Raw genomic sequence first — 17307 nt, forward strand, 5'->3', positions numbered from 1 at the left:
GAAAATGTATATCGTTGGCAGAAGAAATTATTTAGACCAGTTATCAAAAACTTCATTGATGACTTTATTCTCGATAAAAATCATCTGCTACCACAGAGAATCTATAAATAATAGTGCGTAAGTCCTAAAAGATATCGCTGTTGGAGCAATATTAGTATCAGCTGGGATTTTCCTGTTTCTTTTTGCCACTTTCTGGTGGAGCTTACCCAGTGTTGTGCTATCTGGCGTTTTAGGTGGAATCCTGCTTACCAGAAAAGCGACTTAAATTAGAGCTTCTAATAACAATGAGAAGTAAAAAGTCCCCCTATTAGAGGAGGACTTTTTTTAATGTAGATCAATTCTATGATTTTTTGATTTCTTTCCCATATTGATCGGCCATCACTTCGACCAACTGATCCAGCTTGATGTATTTTTTAATCACGGCATCAATGTCGGCTTTTGTCAGTTGGGCAATCGCCTGATCACGTTTTTCACGGTAAATCAGCTTACGATCTTTTTCCAGTTGAGGAACCAACATACTGTGAATACGGCGATCATCTTCCAGTGCATTGACACGTTTTTTCAAAATGCTGGCTTTGGCCGCTTCCACTTCCTGTTCAGTTACGCCACGTGTTAGCAGCTCATTGAGTACCTGATGCACCGTTTGAGAAACCTGTGCAGATTTACCTGCGGTATAATTGGCACCCAGTGCCAAAGCACCTGAATCGGCCCATTCATTAAACTGAACATGGGCACTAAAACCGTAGACCAGCGCATTTTTTTCACGTAATTCCTGAGCCAAACGGGAAGACAGTTGAGAGTCACCCAGAATATGACGGAAGACTTGTAAAGCAGGTACATCTGCATGGTCTGCCCCCACCGGGAAGGTTAGCAATGCCTGATAACTACCGAACTCACGTTGTTCAGACAAGGCATGAATTTTTTGGGCTGGATAGCTTCGATATTCTGATTTCAGGCGTGCATAAGGCTGTGCCGCTTTCCAGTCTGCGAAACTATTTTTCAGCATTTTCTGTATAGATTTTGGCTGAAATTCCCCAGTCACTGCAATGTGTGCATGATGCGTTTTAAAGAATTGCTGATACAAAGCGACCACTTGCTCACGAGTGGCTGCTTTAAACTGCCTGGTGGCCAGTTCAGGTTCAAAATGGAAACGAATGTCACCGGGCTGATAAACTTCGATGGTTCGCGCCATGGTGAGGCTCGACACTGTATCTGGCTCGGTATAAGGACGATCCAGACTGGATAAGGTCTGACCCTTGATCAAATCAAACTGGCTTTGCTCAAATGCAGGGTTTTTTAGTACATCAACCACATATTGGAAAAACTCTGCAAACTTCTCTTTTTTGGCACTGATCTGTATGTTCAGGCCATTACTCGATGGGCTGGCAGTCGCTGAACCGCCTACTTCGATAATTTTGTCAGCAATCTGCTGCAAGCTCTGGTTTTCCGATGAGCGCAGCATTAAATACGCGGTCAGATCCAGAATCTCGCCTTTATTCATCAGGCTTTGCGCAGTCCCAAAATCCAGAGAAATTGTGGCATACACCTTGTCATCGCGAATATTGGTTGGGAATAGCGCGTATTTAATGCCATTTTTTAACTTACCACGCTGAATCTGCTTGTCCTTGGCAGATAAATACTGCTTGGATTGCGCTACATACTGCTTCACTTCCGCCTGATAAACACTGACATCCTTTAAAGGCTCTTCTGTCTCAGCCTGTTGGTCCAGTGTTTTTTTCGGTGCTTCCGTCTGTGTCACTTCCTGCGCTTTTTTCTGATCTTCCGGTGTTGGCAGGATATTGCCAGAAATACGATATTCAGGTTTTAGAAAGCCTTTATAGACCTGATTAACCTGACTCACATTCAGGTTTTCAATCGCATTCAGATCTTTAAAATACTGGCTCCAGTCACCCGAATAAGCCACGGCATAATCACTTAAACGTGAACCTAAAGCAGTCGCGCTATTTTTAATATTATCAGCCTGATTGCGGGTCAGATTTTTAACTCGGTTTAATTCGGCCTCGGTAAATGGCTGGCTTTGCTCTACGCCTTGAATCAAACTTTGTTCCACAGTTTTTGGCTGATGATTGGGTGCATAGATCGCGCCCATAAACACCAGATTAAAGTCTTTATCTAACCAGGTGCTAGATTGCACCATGGTCGACTTTCCACTTTCCACCATGCTCTGATATAAATGCCCGCTCGGTTGCAAGGTATAGAGCGTCGGTGAAACAGCCAAAGCAGTCTTGATCTTTTCATCCGGGCCATTCAGGTAAATATTGAATTTGGCCAGATCACTGCCCTTTTGCACAGTAAATTCACGCTGTTGAATCTGCTCAGGTTTTAAAGCCGGAACTTTCACTTGCGCCGGTACACTTCGCGATTGAATCGGACTGAAATGGCTATCAATCTGCTTTAATACCTCTGCCTTATCAAACTTGCCTGAAATCACCATAAAGGCATTATTCGGTGCATACCAGCTCCGGTAAAACTGGTTCAATTCCTGCATATTGATGGATTGCAGCTCATTCAGATCACCAATCGGTAAACGGCCCAAATACTGATTGCCATAAACCGACTTAAACACCTGATCCATGAGTACTGAAAATGGCTGATCCAGACGAATTTCGCGTTCGCGCTTTACAATATCAATTTCGGTCGGTACATATTTTTCCTGAAGAACCAGCTGATCCATACGCTCGGCTTCAAGGAAAATTACTTCACTTAGCGCCGTTTTTTCAGGACGAATGACATTGGTATATTTGGTTGAATAATAATCGGTACTGGCATTGGTCATTAAGGTATATTGATCGAGCCGACGCTGAAATTCATCACCTTTGACATTTTTAGTGCCTTTAAAAGCCAAGTGTTCCAGCAGATGCGCCAGACCACCTTTTCCTTTAGGATCATTCAGTGAACCGGTCAAATACACCGTATTCATAAAAATTTTATTTTCTTTATCATTCGGTGCCAGGATAATTCGTAAACCATTATCAAGACGATATTCCTCCACATTCTGTTCAGTTTTCACCAAAACAGGTTGTGCAAAACTCAGCGCACTACAACCCGACAACAAAATCGCCAAGCTTAAATTCTTATAACGTACCAACATTATTCATCCAGATTTTCAATGTAAATTTTTATTCGCGCTCATTTTAGAGAATGATTCTTATTCTGAATAGTCTTTTCTAAATTGAATCATTAAAATAACATGCCGCCTTGCCTGACGACATGCATATCTATGTAATCAGAGATTAAAGATAAAGTTCAGCCTGCATATATAATTTGCCATAACCCGAAATTTCAATTCGTTCCTGATCTTGCAAAGCACAATAAAGTACACCACCGCGCGCTGATGCCTGATAAGCGACCAGTTCATTTTTACCCAGTTTGTCTGCCCAAAGTGGCGCAATTCCGGTGTGAATAGACCCTGTGACCGGGTCTTCATTGATTCCGTTACTCGGTGCAAAATAACGTGAAATACAATCATATTGTGTATCTTGCGAGGTAATCGCGACATCTAAAAAGCTATTCTGAGCAGTAATCGCGGTACGCTTGCCATTTAATTGTTTTAATAATTCAAAATCAGGTGATTCATCTAGCACATCCTGTACTGACTCATATTCGACAATATAACCTTGTGCATTCAGATAAACCTGCTTAAACGGTTTGCTCAATGCCTGTCTTAAGGCCTCAGGATATTCTGTGACGGCTACTGCGCGGCGAATTGGAAAGTTCATTCTGATCTTGCCATCTGTATCCTGATCAACCACAAAGATCCCCAGATCTTTCACATGAAACTGGATCGTTTTTGCCGTACCAAATTGATTGAATAATACAAAGCTGCTGGCCAAGGTTGCATGACCACAAAAATCCACCTCCTTGGTCGGGGTAAACCAGCGAATAGCATAATTTTCTGCATCAATTATTTTCACAAAAGCTGTTTCAGACAGATTATTTTCCAAGGCGATATTTTGCATCAGGCCATCTTCGAGCCAGTCCTCCAGCACAATCACCGCAGCTGGATTTCCTTTAAACAGTTCCGTGGTAAACGCATCGACCTGGTACATTTTCATTTTCTGAAGTCCTCAATATCACAATCTCTAGTTTAAAAGCTTTTTGCAAGAGTGAACTTGAATATGCTAATAATCTAACTAATCTAGCCACTTAAATACACCAATATAGTGAATGATGCGGTATGACCAACCCCCATCTTCAAAGTGTTCTCCTAGAAAAATCCTATCGGCTGGGTAGGCTGAGCCTGCATGATGTACCTGAAAAATTGGCACCATCTGGCCTAAGGTTATTTAAATTCTTTGGTTTTGATATTTCTCTGGGCAAGGCTGTGCTGCATAAATACTCTGCGAGCTGATTCCCGGGCCGCATAACCAGCAAATGCATGATCTGTTTATTGGCAAGCTGATTGCGGCCTATGCCGATGATCAGTCTTCCGCGACAGTCACTGGCATTATCATGTAGTGAGTGAAGAATGGAAAAGTACTCATCATGTGACTGGTGTACAATTTTATAGCATTGGCAAGGCGGTAAGCGTTGATGATTCGGACTTATGATTTTTTAAATGGGACATAAACAAAAATTATCCCGGATGAGCAGATAATATCTGCAAGCCCAGAGCATCTGAAATTATGCTACTTTATTCTCAATCTTCATTTGGTCTGATGCGCTATGATGCCTTTTAAAATTCACTGTATTGATGTCCAGAACTCGCTGCAAAATTATATCTGGTTGCTGGAACATACGGCTTCTCATCAGGTCGTAGTCATTGACCCGACCGAAGCAGGATTGGTGCAAGATTATTGTGCCGAACACGGTTTAATCTTAAGTCAAATCTGGTTAACGCACTGGCATAAAGACCATATTGGCGGTGTGCCCGGCTTAATTCAGGGACAAAATCTGCCTGTTTATGGCCCGCGTGCAGAACTCAGTAAAATTCCGTTTATCACGCATCCACTTGAGCATGAAGAACAGTTCAGCTTTCATGGGGCAGATGTTCAAGTGATCGCAGTACCAGGCCATACATTAGGCCATATCGTTTACTTCATTGATGCGATTGATGTGCTGTTCTGTGGCGATACTTTATTTGCCATGGGCTGTGGCCGGGTTTTTGAAGGTACTTATTCACAGATGTATCATTCACTGTCACGTCTGGCAGCCTTACCGCCGCGTACGCAGGTCTATTGCACGCATGAATATACCCTGTCGAATGCCCAGTTTGCCAAACACGTCGAACCGGACAATCAGGCAATTCTGGAACGCTTCGAGCATATCGAACGCTTGCGTATGTTAGGCCAGTGTACACTGCCAAGTAGCATTGAAGATGAATTACAAACCAATCCTTTCCTGCGTGCGGATAGTGTGGAAGAGTTTCAGCGCTTGAGAACCCTGAAAGATCAGTTCTAGAGTTAAAGATCCATGTTAAAGAATCTGGTGACTTTGCGCATAAGCATCCAGTTCGTCTTGAGTGACGACACGCACTGCCTGCATTTCGTCAACACGTACCAGCAGCAAACCAGCTAAGGCCGGTTGATAACGACGTGCACTACCAAACGGCGTATAGGCTACTTTCGATTGCACTGTAAAATTCAACCAGTCCTCATGTCCCAGCATCACAGCAACCGGATCTAAGCCCTGTTGCTGCATCCATTCAATTTTCTGATTCACATTGTGTTCAATCGTCAGTTCAGTCATGGCAATCGTATTTAATTCAAGAATTACATTTTTGATAGTATAGGGCATGCATCTCAAACGATAGCTCAGAAAACCAGCAGCTGCTAATGATCCGATTAAATAATCAATGCAAGCTTAATATGCCGATGCTTCGGCATTCCCTTATTCTTACATTTTATGGCGTTGATAAAGTTCAAATTTAGATCAATAGCAAAATAAGCCTTTGAAATTAAAGTATAATTAAGTTTATTTACATGCTATAAAAACTTAATATTTAGTTACAACCTATTCAATATGATAAAAATCATTTACTTAAGTCATAAACTGCTTCTTTAGCGAGCATACGATGTTCACTAAACATTCAAATTAGATTAAATTAATTAAATATGGGAATTTGCCCTTTAAAACAAAATTTCTCACCCTTATTTAAGATAGAACAATGATGAAGGAGTGATCTCGTGAAAAAAGTGGTTAAAGCTAAAAATCTGATTGCATTTCGACTATGGTTAGAAAAATTAGGATATTCCGTACGCACCCTGGCTGATGATCGTGGTTTCAGTTTCAGTTTCAAAAAAGAATACGGTCTGGTCACCTGTGATCTGGCCGGCAATGCACTCGCGATCCAGCTGGGTGAGGAATTTGAAGATCATTTAAAAGCCTGATTCAGGTTATTTTCAATCAGAAAAATAAATAAATTATTCCACTGATTCAGCAACTCTATTCTCCAATCTTTAGTCCGTTTCGACGGACTTTTCTTTTTATCTTGATTAAATAAATTTCAGGCAATAAAAAAGCAAGGCATCAGCCTTGCTTTAATATGATGGTGGGGACGGAGAGACTCGAACTCTCACACCTCGCGGCGCTGGAACCTAAATCCAGTGCGTCTACCAATTTCGCCACGTCCCCATCGGGGTACCAACTTAGCGTTGGATTTTTTCAAACTTTGGCAGAGGATCAAGGACTCGAACCTTGACGAACGGTTTTGGAGACCGTCATGCTACCATTACACCAATCCTCTACTCGGCCAGTTTACTCAATTGCTTAAGTAAATTGGTGGGGACGGAGAGACTCGAACTCTCACACCTCGCGGCGCTGGAACCTAAATCCAGTGCGTCTACCAATTTCGCCACGTCCCCAATGGCTGTGTATATTATAGAGATAGACCGTCATTGACAAGCGATTTTACAAGCAATCACATTCTATTCCGCTAGAAATTAAACAGTTAATTATATTTTTTTACTTTTGATAAAATTTATCAAGACAATTTGACTCTTTGAAGACGAAACCACAAATTCAGTATTTTAAAAGGTCTCAGCTTTATTTTGTGTCATAAAAACCAAAATGTATAAAAAACAAACTACAGATCAAGCCTTATATTGTATGGCCTCGGTATTCAAAATAATGCAACCATGCTTTTTATATAACTTCCGTCACACACGTTCTATCAAGCAAAATAAGGATTTAAGAATAAGATCAATGAAAATTGCTGTATAAAATTTCAGGCAATAAAAAAGCAAGGCATTAGCCTTGCTTCAATATAATGGTGGGGATAGAGAGCATATCGCCATTAAACTGAAACCCTTATCCTGTAAGGGTTTTTCTTTTAACCTTTGATTTTTAATAAATTAATGTTGTATTAGAATGTATTGTAATGTGATTTAATACATCATCTAATCATTTGATTTGCACCAATTCTGCACCACAACATTATGAAGATACCAAAGGCCATTCAGCGCGGTGATAGTTGGCGTATTTGCGTCAACCATCAGAACAAGCGCCACACCTCTACCCATGATACAGAAAAAGAAGCATTAGAGTGGGCAGCTCGTAAAATTATCGAACTCAAGGATGCGGCCAAGGCATCAAAAGGCGAATTGCCAAAACACACCTACCAAGAAGCTATTGAGTATTACCTGAAGAATGTCACACCTAAAAAGAAAGGTGCGCGCTGGGAAACTTTACGCTTAAGAAAGTTGATGCGTGACAATCCGCAGTTAGTGTCAAAAAATCTTACAGATCTCAAGTCTTTTGATTTTGTAAAGTATCGTGATGCCAGAATCAAAGATGTAACTGCTACGACTGTTTCAAGGGAAATGGAATTGCTTAGTGCTGTACTGCATTGTTGCATCCGTGAATTGGGTTGGTTGCACTCCTCTCCCCTGACTACAGTATCAAGACCAAAGCTGCCACCACCACGAAATAGACGTGCAGCAGACTATGAAATTGAAGCCATTTTAAATGCTTGTTCTTATGTTGAAGGTGAGCCAGTTAAAACCAAAGGTCAGGAGGTTGCATGGGCAATGTTGTTTGCGCTTGAAACTGCAATGCGGCTTGGTGAAATCACAGCAATGACCTGGAAGAATGTCCATATTGATAAGATGTATGTACACCTACCAGACACTAAAAATGGTCTTACTCGAAATATTCCATTGTCCGAGCGTGCTGAAGAATTGCTGCGACACATGCAAGGTGTAAATGGTCCACGCGTTTTAAGCATTGATTCAGATTCCCTATCCTCTCTATTTAGACGATACCGGGATAAGTGCAAGATTGAGGATTTACGATTCCATGACCTGCGACATGAGGCCACTACTCGCATGGCCCAGATTATCCAAAACCCTGCTGATCTAGCCAAGATTACCGGACATACGGATATTAATATTCTGGTGAATACCTACTACAATCCAACTGCTACCGAGGTTGCACAACGATTAAGAAATGGGCTTAGGGGATAATAATGAAAACATGGGAACAGCATCACATTGAGCATTGCATTAAATTTGCCGAGCCGTGGGGTAAAAGATTTGGCTGGGCTGTCTGGCATAGTTGTTTTGAATATTGGGATGGGTGTGCGAGTGAGTATGCTGTTTTAAGTAAAGTGAGAAGTTGAAGTAATTTTTAAATTACCCCAACACATATCCCCACATTCACATTCGTCGTAATTGAATGTGCTGTGCAGCCCTCACTTGAGGGCTTTTCAACATTAGAATTCTTCCACTGGTAATAAGTCAACTGTCTGACCAGCCAAGCTATGGTTACAATCTGATAAGAATTGAATTCTTCCATCGGTGATGAAAGAGTGACATTGACTTGGATGGCCCTGATTTACCATCAATGACGGTGTGAATGTTGGAGCATCCACATTTCCATTAAAACCCCACCGGATACGATGCTGCTCACCAACATGGATGGGATGTAAGGTTTTACATCCCGGACACTCAATGAAGTAAATGCCTTGTGATTCAAGTAATACTTCGCTTACTTTTTTAAACTCGCTCATTTGCTAGCCTCATAATCAATCAGAACTTTGGCCACAGCCTTAGCAGCCAGCCAGTAACGCGCATTGAATCGAGCAAGTTCATCTTCATTAGAAATAAAGCCAAGCTCCACAATTAAACCGCCAGCATTCACGTACGCCAGTCGACCACGCGCAGATTTAGACTGATCAATCCAGCCATTATCACCACGTAAACGACTGCCTAGTGCATCTGCCACAGCCTTAGATAAATCTTGAGCCAGTTTCTTGTCCTTTGGCAATGCAATCGTTTCAATGCCATTCGCCTGTTTTGATGCTGCTGCATTCATGTGGAATTCGACTGCCACACTTGAACCTTGAATTAATTTTACCGCAGCAGATAATGGGTCATTCTTGGTGCCAGTGCCATCGGTTTTGACTTGTAGCCCTGCCTCACGCAAATAATGAGTCACTGCATTTCGGAAATTGACGACCAGATCTGCTTCTTTGGTTTTGCCGTTTACTGCACCTGGATCGGTATTGCTATGGCCGGCTGTAACTGTGACAAAGCCTAAAGGCTGATTATGTAATTGTGGTTGTGCGATTTTACGACCTAACCAGCTTAGAGCTGGCAAGACTGTACCAATGATAAAAGGTGCATATTGTTCAGGGATAAAATTAAAGTCTAACGCCCACTGAATAACTAAAACTGCAAGCATTAAAAAAGCCCCCAGTAGTGGGAGCTTTACGGATAAATATTTCCAGACGTTTTCGGGGATGAATTTCATTTTAAGGTTTCCTCAAGTCTTGTGACTTTTTCTTTCATTAATGACTGTGTTTGATTAATTTGAATGATTGATGCGCCGACCCAAATGCATGCAGCTATAATGGTTCCCCCACAAAGCCCCAGTAACCCCTTTAAAAAACCAAGTCCGCCATCCTGAATTGCAGACTTGTTCTCAAGGTTTGAGACCTTTAGCTCGAGCGCATCAAGTTCTTTTTGAATTTTGGCAATTGCATTCTCATGGTGTTCGTTAATAAAGGTTTGTCGTGCCACATGCTCCAAAATCAATCGAATGTCTTTATGAATGGAGTCAATTTTCCCCTCCCATCCATTATTGTTGTACGGCCTATTTTCAGGCATACACCCCCCTATAAAGTTGACATTAAAAAAGAGCCCTTCGGCTCTGGTGGTGGGTCATTTGGCATTGCACCCCCTTAATTTAAGAAATAAAAAAAGCACCCCGAAGGGTGGCTATGCGAATGCGAATTGAAAACGATCACGCCGCCAACTCAGCAACGGCTGCTGTTGTGTCTGACATCGCATTAATTCTGCTCTATTCATTATGAAGATATCGATTGCATTTTATGTATATCAACATACTAATCAGTTACTAGCGGTGCTCGCTCTTTATATGGGTGGTCAACAGGAAGTTTGGCAACCAAATCATACTTCCAAGCCGCCCAACCCATTAATTTATCAATATCGCTTGAATCAACAGTCGAATTGAAACCAACAATCATCGCAGCTAAAGACCCGTTAAAACGGAATCCTCCCGTCATATTTGCGCCAAGCCTAATACCTAGTGAGTTTGTGTTATCTAAGTTCTTAACAGTAGCATTGAAATCTGACCTGTCTTCTGAACTTTGACCATTAATCACCATTTTTGCAGTATTCGCAACGAAATCAACTTGTGCAAACATTATAATCCACTCATCAATTCCACCGTGAGATGAAGATAATGAAGCAAGTTCGCCACTGTCTGAGTTTCTGACATATATATTTGGCTTTACAGGTAAAGAAGCTGCACCACCCTGAAACACAACCCTGCCTGTCGCTGTATTTGCTGATACATATAGGATTGATCTTGCACCTGTTGCTGCTGTGTCAAGCTTATAAACAAATAATCCCCAAGTAGCATTTGCGTTATTACTAACACTTAAGTCACTAGAAGATAAGAATGTTCCACTGTCAAATTTTACAGCTTGCTTACCGTTTATTAGTACAGGAGTCGGAGCTAAAGATGTCGATGATTGAGTAAAGTTTCTATTCGCCCCACTTCTATCTTTCCATTGCGTAATTCTACCTCCTGTAATAGTTTTTTCGCTGTCTGTGTCGAGCCAATACGTTTTTTGATTCAGTAAGTTAGATGGATTCCACTTAGCTGCGCCCCATTTAAATTCATGCACAAACTTCTGATAAGACGCCCAATCGTCTCGCACAGAGAATAATTCTAACTTGGCGTTCTCAGGCGCATTAAAACTAGATATTTCAGTTTCATTTAAGTCGATATCATCTTCTGTGTAAAAAAGAGTATTAGTGTCTGTATCGTATACATTTACGGTGTATGTTACGCCACCTTCTAGTGTAACGCTTGGCTCGTACCAACCAAGCGGAGCACCACCAGTCTGCTGTAATCGATTTCGATGTGCCCAAGATAGATTAATGTTTCCGCGCACTAAAGATGGCCAATACTCACCGTTAATTTTCACGTTAGCGGCTGGATATGGACGAATCATCAAGCCATTCAATGTAATTTGATGTTCTGTCGCAGCGTTCAGTGCAAGCGTATCTGAACCTGTATTGGTTAGAGCTTTCACATAAACCGTTTCACTGCTCAAATATTCATTTTGATCAAGCAAAATAAAGTCATCACAAAATAAAATTACAGCGTCTGCTGCATGAGTTTGTGGTGTAGTGCCATTCACTCCGCGCTTTACTGTAATTTCGGTATTTGAGATTGATACCACTGCAATTTTCTCATTACCCAATAACGCCCATTTATTGCTTTCAATTAGCTCAATATCCTGAACATTCTTGATTGCAAAAGTATCCTCCATATAGCCAATCGCACTAACGAGCTCTGCGCTAGGGCAGAATTCAAGTGTGCCTTGACTTACATAGGTAGACAGCTGCCTGGTCATGAGATCCGCATCAAATGCATTCCTCTGCGGCTTGCCCGCAACCACTGCAACACGAGAAAGCAATGGTTCTTCAAGCAGCGCATTATTAACATCGCTTTCCGACTCAAACTGCACTGCATCAAAATAATCCAGCTCAATGACACGCACAGTCGGGTTGTCTTGCGGTGGTAGCATGCCTGGATCAATATAAGGCGGAATATAAGGTGCAACCGAATTCATCGGGGTGCTGAATACATCCTCAATCGCCTCAATTCGTGCTGATTTGTTTTTGGCGTCACCATAGTCAATTGAAGATACGCGCATTACTGCGCCATCTACCCCATGCGCATTCCAATACCACTTGAATGCTGCGCCGGGCTGTAGGCCCTCTACAATGTCAGGATCAACATTGTCGAATGTCGCCACTTTTAGCGGGCTTGATAGCGCTTTAAGATCACGTTCAGCTGCACGATATGCGTTCTTTTCGTTTGTAAAGCCATCATAAGTGATGGATTTATTCACCACACCATGCATGGCAATACGCGCTGGATCGTGCGCGGATGTTGTTGCGTCTTTACCGGTTTCTTTATTCCAGTAAGTTACCGTGACATGATTAATCTGCTCTGCTGCAGTACGGATTTCATAGTTTGAAATAGAACCAACATTTGATTCATTTAATACAATCAAATCAGCTTCAGCATAGTCATCACGAATGAGCTTGAGCGTCCAAAGTCCAGTTTTTGGGTTTACCTGACATACAGCATCGATGTGTTCGCAGATCAGATCGATAATTTTCTGAGCCTGCCCCTCATTATCGAAGACAATACTCATGTACATGTCTTCTTCATTCAAGATGCGCCAAGCAGCCAAAAAGCTTTCTTTATCGCATGCTGACTCAGGCTCACCCAAGCCCCAAAAAGAATCTGTAATACAAAGCCAAAGCATGTCGGCTGGGTTCATGTCTGGCTCACCAGTACGAATACCGAACCAGACTTCCTCATTGATTGCAGCACTACCATCATCGCCGACAAAAAGTGTCGGGCAGACACGGAACTTTTCAAAATCCTCTCCCACACGGACAAACACATTATCTTCTGGTGTGTTATCCATTGCAGTGAGTGCTACGTGGTACGGAAGATCTGCATTGTTTGCATCGGCAATTCTGTTGGTGTAAATGCAGATATGTCTCACATTGCCAAAATTGCTTTGTGCTTGCGCGATATGCCCTGATGTTGTGTCTTGTCCATCAGCGATGATGACAAATGTATTTTTTGCGTCTGTATGGCTGTCAAAAAAAGAATAACCTTCATTCAACATTTCAGAAAAAGATATACCCGATGTTTGTTCTTGCCCTGAGAGAAACTGCCCCATCTCTCCGGCATCATCAACCTGAAAATCAATAAAATCCTTGGTGCGCACCGTGGCATCGAATGCGATCAGGCGGATGTTCATTTTTGTATTGAAGTAGTTCTCTTTAAAGAAAACCAGGGTATTAGCAATCGCATTTAATGAGTTTTGCATCAAAAAAAAGTCTGCTGCAGACAATGACATCGAGCAGTCAAATGCAATCACAAAATTACTTGGTGCTGTAGTTACATTTGAGTTAATGCCACTTACATGAGAAACGCGATACTTCCAGTCCTTCATATAAGCCTGGTTACCGACCCAGCCCTTGCCCCATACAAATGATGAAACGCCACGATATGCAGGAACATTGCCAACACCAAGTTGCGACTCTAGATATGGATCTGGAGATTGATTTTTATCCCCGATGTAATAATGAAACTCTCCCGCAATACCGCCGCCGCCGCCAACATCATTTCCACCGAAAAGTTTTGGCTTGGATATACGACTTAACTCAGTCCCTACACCACCATACCAGGCTTCTTTTTCTTCAATCCAGATCCGGCGAAGGTAACAGCCAGCTTGTGCTAGCACCGTGTGAAATCCGGCAAAATACTTATGCCCTGTTGTCTGCTTCTTGCTGCCGCTCATATTCTTCTCTCGCTAAATCAACAATGGCCTGTGCACGTGGATCTCTTGTATGAAGCAGTAGCTCGGCTTCTAATCCGTTTTGAATAAAATCTTGCCAGTCCCAATTTCGGGCATCAAAAAAGGGCTTCACGCCCTCTTTTCTGCAATACCCCAAAGCACGAAAGTGCCGCATATAAACTTTCATTTCTTGATCGCCTGTTTTGAAGTATCACCAAACCAAACATAAATTGGCTTCACATCCCGCGTGCCAAGCACAATCTTGACTGGTGTCCCGTAGTCAACACTGGGGGCTTCCATGTCCTGCGCAACTGTGCGGTTTTGTTGCCCACGGCCCATCAGCAGTGATACAGCAACCGACACAACAACCGATACCACCATCCATATAAACTGTGGCCACATTATGCAATCTCCTTCGCTAACGGGTTATCTGTTGGTAAGAATGGGAATCCACCATAATTTGGCATGTTGCCAAAAGCTTTACAGGCAGTTGGTGTGCGCATACATCCTGGTGATAGCGTGACGTATGGCACCGCATCTTGCGATTCTTGAAGCTCTGCCTGCGCCGCCTCTAGTGCAGTCTGAGCATCCGTAGCCGCAGTTTCAGCCGTCAATTTCTCAACCTGCGCCTGTGTAAGCGCATCGAGTAAATCCTGATACCCCGGATCTTCAGGAAGTGCTGCGTCCACAGCAGCCTGAGCATCAGCTTCAGCCTGCGTTTTGGTTGCCAAATCCAACTCAGTCGACTCTAGTGTGAACGTTGCGCCATCCACAATCAGTTGCTCTGCAGCAATGTCATTCATCAGCGCTGTGTATTGCGCATCGGTTAGCGCAAGATCAGAAAAGGAATCATAGCGACGTTTAAGAATCAGGTTATTACCAACACTTGTATCAATTGTGATCAGCACACCATCTGGGTGCTCGATCATGCCAATTGCAAAGTAATTCTCGGTATAAGATTCAAGACCACGTAATACCAGGTTTAATTTATCAATAGATTTAATTGTGGTCCTGACTGCGTAATCATCTTTATTGAGCTGGCAGTCCCGATCAAATAGCCGGTATGGGCATGAAGCCTGAATCTTTCGTGTGACTGCATTCCGGCCCACTTTGGTGAAAGAGGTTTCAAACTGCAATTTGATGCCGTCACTATGCGGTTTAACTTTGGTGAGCCGGCCGTTCCAGAAAGGTTTAAACGTATCATGCTTAAAACTAAACATTTCAACTGTGACCAAGCCCTCAAGTTCGGACCGGGATAAATTCTGGGCAAATTCAGACTGCAGCGAAAATTCAATCTCCATAGTTTCTTTTTCAAGATCGCGGCCACGCTTGTGACTTTGACGTTCAATCACATGCGGCTCATAAGAACGACCGGCATATTCGATAAAGGCATCACCATTGGTATAACAGCGTTCCGAGTTTCCGAATCTAAATAAATACAGTTCACGGTCAGCAATGGTCATCTGGCCATTACCTAAAATCCTGCTAAAAAACTTCATGGTGCAATTTCCAGAATAGAAACACTTGATTCAGTGATATGCGCGCCCTTGTATTGGATATCGATCTGATCGTTATTAAGGCGATGCAGCCCCAAATAACTAATCATTTCAATATTGGCTGCAGGCTTGGATAGCGCCGGGCTGATTGTTAGTCGAACATTGGTTCCACTTGTCACTGCACTGGTGATGGTGTGCGCGGTCCAGTTGCCAGCCTTGTCTTTAATTGCAATGTGCTTTCGGCCACTTGCATATTCCAGATATTGATTCGACTCCACCTCAACCACGGTGTTCACTGTGCCTGTGCTTTTGACATGAAAATTTCGCTCAAAAGTCGGTAGCCAGAATTCACGGTATTGTCCCAGGCGCCGAAACAGGAACTGCTTATACCCAAACAATTCTTGCTGTGTTTTCATTACAGAACGCATTGGCTTGCCGTAACGTGCATGCAGCCAATTGGTATGCTGATCGATTGGTCCAAAACCAAAATCAACAATCGTCTGATGCTGGACCAGGCTGACATTTAGAGAATCACCTTCAAGTAAAAGACGTTTGAAATAAATATCCTTTCCAAGAAACTGGCTTGGTGCTGGTGCATTCAGATAAGGCGCATCCATAACCTGAAACTGAATACTTGGCTGACCAAAAACCGCATTGATCGGTGCAGAAACATCACCCAAAATAAAACCCACACGAAGTGGGCATAATTTGGATACTGGAACATCTACTGGATCGTAGAGTTTTAAGCCATCTGGCCTGACTTCCAGAATCTCAACAACCGTATGACCATCTGCATGCTTAAGCACGGCTAACGAATCACTACGAAAGTCGAAAACTGAAGTATCACAAGGAATAAAATCCCCTGATACTGCCTCGACATTCTGCCATTCATAATCCACAGGTATAGCCCAGAGCTTACGCATGCCACCATACAGCACGTTGAAATTCTGCGCCATGGCTTTACGGATGGTCACATAATCGATGTTGAGTACCTGGGATGCGGTCTCACGCAATGCCTTGCGCTTTTCAGTGCCATTGTGCGAGGTGTTAATGAAAGTCTGAAAGCCTAGACTCTCAGACGATCCAACCAGTGTGCATTCTGTCAGCAAAACAAGTTCGCCAAAAAGCGAAGTCTGGATCTTCATATTTCCCTCGAAATTTTGGCAATAAAAAACCGCCTTTTAAGGCGGTTCTTGGTAGATAGTTATTTAGCAATGTGAATGCTTGGTATCAAATGTTTTCTTAGCCTCATGCACCACTTTGTTTAGATAAGCAGTTCTGCTGTTTAGATTTTTTTGAAATAAAGCAGGCTCAATTTGCTTTTGAACATTTTCATCTAATGTCTCAAACACGTGTATAAACACATCTTCTCCATCCACAACAACTAAATTCTTTTTTGGATAAATCTCAAGAATATGCTGCTCTTTATCTCTTTTGATAATGTGCTCAACAAACTCTTTATTTTTAAGCAACGATTCAATATATAAAGCCTCAGCACGCTTTCTGCTTTTATACATTTTTCTAGTAGTCATTAGCGATACAATTGCTAGACCAATCATTAAACCTGTTAGCACAGACATAATAGTGCTAAGTAGATCAGAATTTTGAGCGATATAGAGTATTAAATTTTCCATAAATCCCCCCTCACTTTTGACCTAGAATCTTAAACGGCTGTAAATCCACAACATGTCTATTATATCTTTCAATAATATGTGGAATAACAATTACCGCTAAGGCAATTTTTGATATCAACATCGTATCAACTTGGAACTGATAAGTGTTTTGGATTAATGTTACACCGTAAAGCATTGAGAAGACGATACCAACTACAATACAAATAATAGCAATAATTGAGTTTGTTGAGGATGCGCCTATAGTCATTGCATAAATAGCAATGGTAATAGTAAGAGAACTCTTGGTTAACACTCCGGTTATTAGCCACTCCACGACTAAAGGAAGTAATGGTAATGACATATGTACTATTAAGCATAG

The 17307-nt window shown here is 42.2% G+C and carries 16 protein-coding genes, 3 tRNA genes and 2 pseudogenes; 5 read left to right on the top strand and 16 right to left on the bottom strand.

Translation table 11 applies throughout. The annotated features are described in order from the left end of the window. A pseudogene (locus FTU40_RS00005) lies at positions 1-111 on the top strand (IS701 family transposase); the annotation flags it as partial. A 229-nt stretch (positions 112-340) separates the two neighbouring features. On the opposite strand, the gene FTU40_RS00010 reads toward FTU40_RS00005, so the two are convergent. Both FTU40_RS00010 and FTU40_RS00015 read right to left on the bottom strand, forming a co-directional pair. After that, positions 341-3112 (bottom strand): pitrilysin family protein, encoded by a 2772-nt coding sequence (locus FTU40_RS00010; RefSeq protein ID WP_180039298.1) that lies wholly within the window; start codon positions 3110-3112, stop codon positions 341-343. A gap of 142 nt (positions 3113-3254) precedes the next feature. Continuing rightward, the gene (locus tag FTU40_RS00015) at positions 3255-4076 is read right to left on the bottom strand and encodes a PhzF family phenazine biosynthesis protein (RefSeq protein WP_100329731.1); all 822 of its coding nucleotides are present in this window, start codon (positions 4074-4076) and stop codon (positions 3255-3257) included. Positions 4077-4228: 152 nt separating this feature from the next. On the opposite strand from FTU40_RS00015, the pseudogene FTU40_RS15160 reads away from it, so the two are divergent. Both FTU40_RS15160 and gloB read left to right on the top strand, forming a co-directional pair. Further along, positions 4229-4571: pseudogene (locus FTU40_RS15160) on the top strand (flavin reductase); the annotation flags it as partial. 115 nt (positions 4572-4686) lie between these two features. Continuing rightward, positions 4687-5421, top strand: a complete 735-nt coding sequence (gloB, locus tag FTU40_RS00020) for a hydroxyacylglutathione hydrolase (protein ID WP_100329732.1) — start codon at positions 4687-4689, stop codon at positions 5419-5421. A gap of 15 nt (positions 5422-5436) precedes the next feature. On the opposite strand, the gene FTU40_RS00025 is transcribed toward gloB, so the two are convergent. Then, positions 5437-5709: a hypothetical protein gene (locus tag FTU40_RS00025; protein WP_074383176.1), complete on the bottom strand. Its 273-nt coding sequence runs from the start codon at positions 5707-5709 to the stop codon at positions 5437-5439. A 437-nt stretch (positions 5710-6146) separates the two neighbouring features. On the opposite strand from FTU40_RS00025, the gene FTU40_RS00030 reads away from it, so the two are divergent. After that, positions 6147-6350, top strand: coding sequence for a hypothetical protein (locus FTU40_RS00030; RefSeq protein ID WP_005096596.1), 204 nt, complete (start codon positions 6147-6149; stop codon positions 6348-6350). Between the two features lie 159 nt (positions 6351-6509). Here FTU40_RS00030 and FTU40_RS00035 read toward each other — a convergent pair. From FTU40_RS00035 to FTU40_RS00045, 3 genes are all read right to left on the bottom strand, one after another. Continuing rightward, positions 6510-6594 (bottom strand) — tRNA-Leu (locus FTU40_RS00035). 38 nt (positions 6595-6632) lie between these two features. Further along, a tRNA-Trp gene (locus FTU40_RS00040) sits at positions 6633-6706 on the bottom strand. Positions 6707-6739: 33 nt separating this feature from the next. After that, positions 6740-6824 (bottom strand) — tRNA-Leu (locus tag FTU40_RS00045). 573 nt (positions 6825-7397) lie between these two features. On the opposite strand from FTU40_RS00045, the gene FTU40_RS00050 reads away from it, so the two are divergent. Continuing rightward, positions 7398-8423, top strand: coding sequence for a site-specific integrase (locus FTU40_RS00050; RefSeq protein WP_180039299.1), 1026 nt, complete (start codon positions 7398-7400; stop codon positions 8421-8423). 248 nt (positions 8424-8671) lie between these two features. On the opposite strand, the gene FTU40_RS00055 is transcribed toward FTU40_RS00050, so the two are convergent. The 10 genes from FTU40_RS00055 to FTU40_RS00100 all read right to left on the bottom strand — a co-directional run bounded on the left by FTU40_RS00055 (position 8672) and on the right by FTU40_RS00100 (position 17289). After that, positions 8672-8968 (bottom strand): DUF6527 family protein, encoded by a 297-nt coding sequence (locus FTU40_RS00055; RefSeq protein WP_180039300.1) that lies wholly within the window; start codon positions 8966-8968, stop codon positions 8672-8674. Next, on the bottom strand, positions 8965-9711 hold the full coding sequence (locus FTU40_RS00060) for an N-acetylmuramoyl-L-alanine amidase (RefSeq protein WP_180039301.1): 747 nt from the start codon (positions 9709-9711) through the stop codon (positions 8965-8967). The genes FTU40_RS00055 and FTU40_RS00060 overlap by 4 nt, the downstream gene beginning before the upstream one ends. Continuing rightward, complete coding sequence (locus FTU40_RS00065; RefSeq protein WP_180039302.1) at positions 9708-10067, bottom strand: hypothetical protein; 360 nt, start codon at positions 10065-10067, stop codon at positions 9708-9710. Before FTU40_RS00065 ends, FTU40_RS00060 begins: the two co-directional genes overlap by 4 nt. Positions 10068-10306: 239 nt before the next feature. Then, positions 10307-13822, bottom strand: a complete 3516-nt coding sequence (locus tag FTU40_RS00070; protein ID WP_180039303.1) for a phage tail protein — start codon at positions 13820-13822, stop codon at positions 10307-10309. Then, a complete protein-coding gene (locus FTU40_RS00075) occupies positions 13788-14006 on the bottom strand; it encodes a hypothetical protein (RefSeq protein WP_180039304.1) in 219 nt (72 codons plus the stop codon). The genes FTU40_RS00070 and FTU40_RS00075 overlap by 35 nt, the downstream gene beginning before the upstream one ends. After that, positions 14003-14221 (bottom strand): hypothetical protein, encoded by a 219-nt coding sequence (locus FTU40_RS00080; RefSeq protein ID WP_180039305.1) that lies wholly within the window; start codon positions 14219-14221, stop codon positions 14003-14005. Before FTU40_RS00080 ends, FTU40_RS00075 begins: the two co-directional genes overlap by 4 nt. Then, positions 14221-15318 carry a phage BR0599 family protein gene (locus tag FTU40_RS00085; RefSeq protein ID WP_180039306.1) on the bottom strand — a complete coding sequence of 366 codons (1098 nt, stop codon included), beginning with the start codon at positions 15316-15318 and terminating at the stop codon, positions 14221-14223. The genes FTU40_RS00080 and FTU40_RS00085 overlap by 1 nt, the downstream gene beginning before the upstream one ends. Further along, on the bottom strand, positions 15315-16460 hold the full coding sequence (locus FTU40_RS00090) for a hypothetical protein (protein WP_180039307.1): 1146 nt from the start codon (positions 16458-16460) through the stop codon (positions 15315-15317). The genes FTU40_RS00085 and FTU40_RS00090 overlap by 4 nt, the downstream gene beginning before the upstream one ends. Before the next feature lie 63 nt (positions 16461-16523). Continuing rightward, positions 16524-16949, bottom strand: coding sequence for a hypothetical protein (locus FTU40_RS00095; protein WP_180039308.1), 426 nt, complete (start codon positions 16947-16949; stop codon positions 16524-16526). Between the two features lie 10 nt (positions 16950-16959). Next, positions 16960-17289, bottom strand: a complete 330-nt coding sequence (locus FTU40_RS00100) for a hypothetical protein (protein ID WP_257223500.1) — start codon at positions 17287-17289, stop codon at positions 16960-16962. Positions 17290-17307: the final 18 nt, after the last annotated feature.

The sequence above is a fragment of the Acinetobacter sp. YH12100 genome, from assembly GCF_013419135.1.
GTDB classification, from domain to species: domain Bacteria; phylum Pseudomonadota; class Gammaproteobacteria; order Pseudomonadales; family Moraxellaceae; genus Acinetobacter; species Acinetobacter pseudolwoffii.

Bases quoted from the DNA above. Each gene is read 5' to 3' on its own strand.
- FTU40_RS00010 (WP_180039298.1), bottom strand. From the start codon at position 3,112: ATGTTGGTACGTTATAAGAATTTAAGCTTGGCGATTTTGTTGTCGGGT.
- FTU40_RS00015 (WP_100329731.1), bottom strand. From the start codon at position 4,076: ATGAAAATGTACCAGGTCGATGCGTTTACCACGGAACTGTTTAAAGGA.
- gloB (WP_100329732.1), top strand. From the start codon at position 4,687: ATGATGCCTTTTAAAATTCACTGTATTGATGTCCAGAACTCGCTGCAA.
- FTU40_RS00025 (WP_074383176.1), bottom strand. From the start codon at position 5,709: ATGACTGAACTGACGATTGAACACAATGTGAATCAGAAAATTGAATGG.
- FTU40_RS00050 (WP_180039299.1), top strand. From the start codon at position 7,398: ATGAAGATACCAAAGGCCATTCAGCGCGGTGATAGTTGGCGTATTTGC.
- FTU40_RS00055 (WP_180039300.1), bottom strand. From the start codon at position 8,968: ATGAGCGAGTTTAAAAAAGTAAGCGAAGTATTACTTGAATCACAAGGC.
- FTU40_RS00060 (WP_180039301.1), bottom strand. From the start codon at position 9,711: ATGAAATTCATCCCCGAAAACGTCTGGAAATATTTATCCGTAAAGCTC.
- FTU40_RS00065 (WP_180039302.1), bottom strand. From the start codon at position 10,067: ATGCCTGAAAATAGGCCGTACAACAATAATGGATGGGAGGGGAAAATT.
- FTU40_RS00070 (WP_180039303.1), bottom strand. From the start codon at position 13,822: ATGAGCGGCAGCAAGAAGCAGACAACAGGGCATAAGTATTTTGCCGGA.
- FTU40_RS00075 (WP_180039304.1), bottom strand. From the start codon at position 14,006: ATGAAAGTTTATATGCGGCACTTTCGTGCTTTGGGGTATTGCAGAAAA.
- FTU40_RS00080 (WP_180039305.1), bottom strand. From the start codon at position 14,221: ATGTGGCCACAGTTTATATGGATGGTGGTATCGGTTGTTGTGTCGGTT.
- FTU40_RS00085 (WP_180039306.1), bottom strand. From the start codon at position 15,318: ATGAAGTTTTTTAGCAGGATTTTAGGTAATGGCCAGATGACCATTGCT.
- FTU40_RS00090 (WP_180039307.1), bottom strand. From the start codon at position 16,460: ATGAAGATCCAGACTTCGCTTTTTGGCGAACTTGTTTTGCTGACAGAA.
- FTU40_RS00095 (WP_180039308.1), bottom strand. From the start codon at position 16,949: ATGGAAAATTTAATACTCTATATCGCTCAAAATTCTGATCTACTTAGC.
- FTU40_RS00100 (WP_257223500.1), bottom strand. From the start codon at position 17,289: ATGTCATTACCATTACTTCCTTTAGTCGTGGAGTGGCTAATAACCGGA.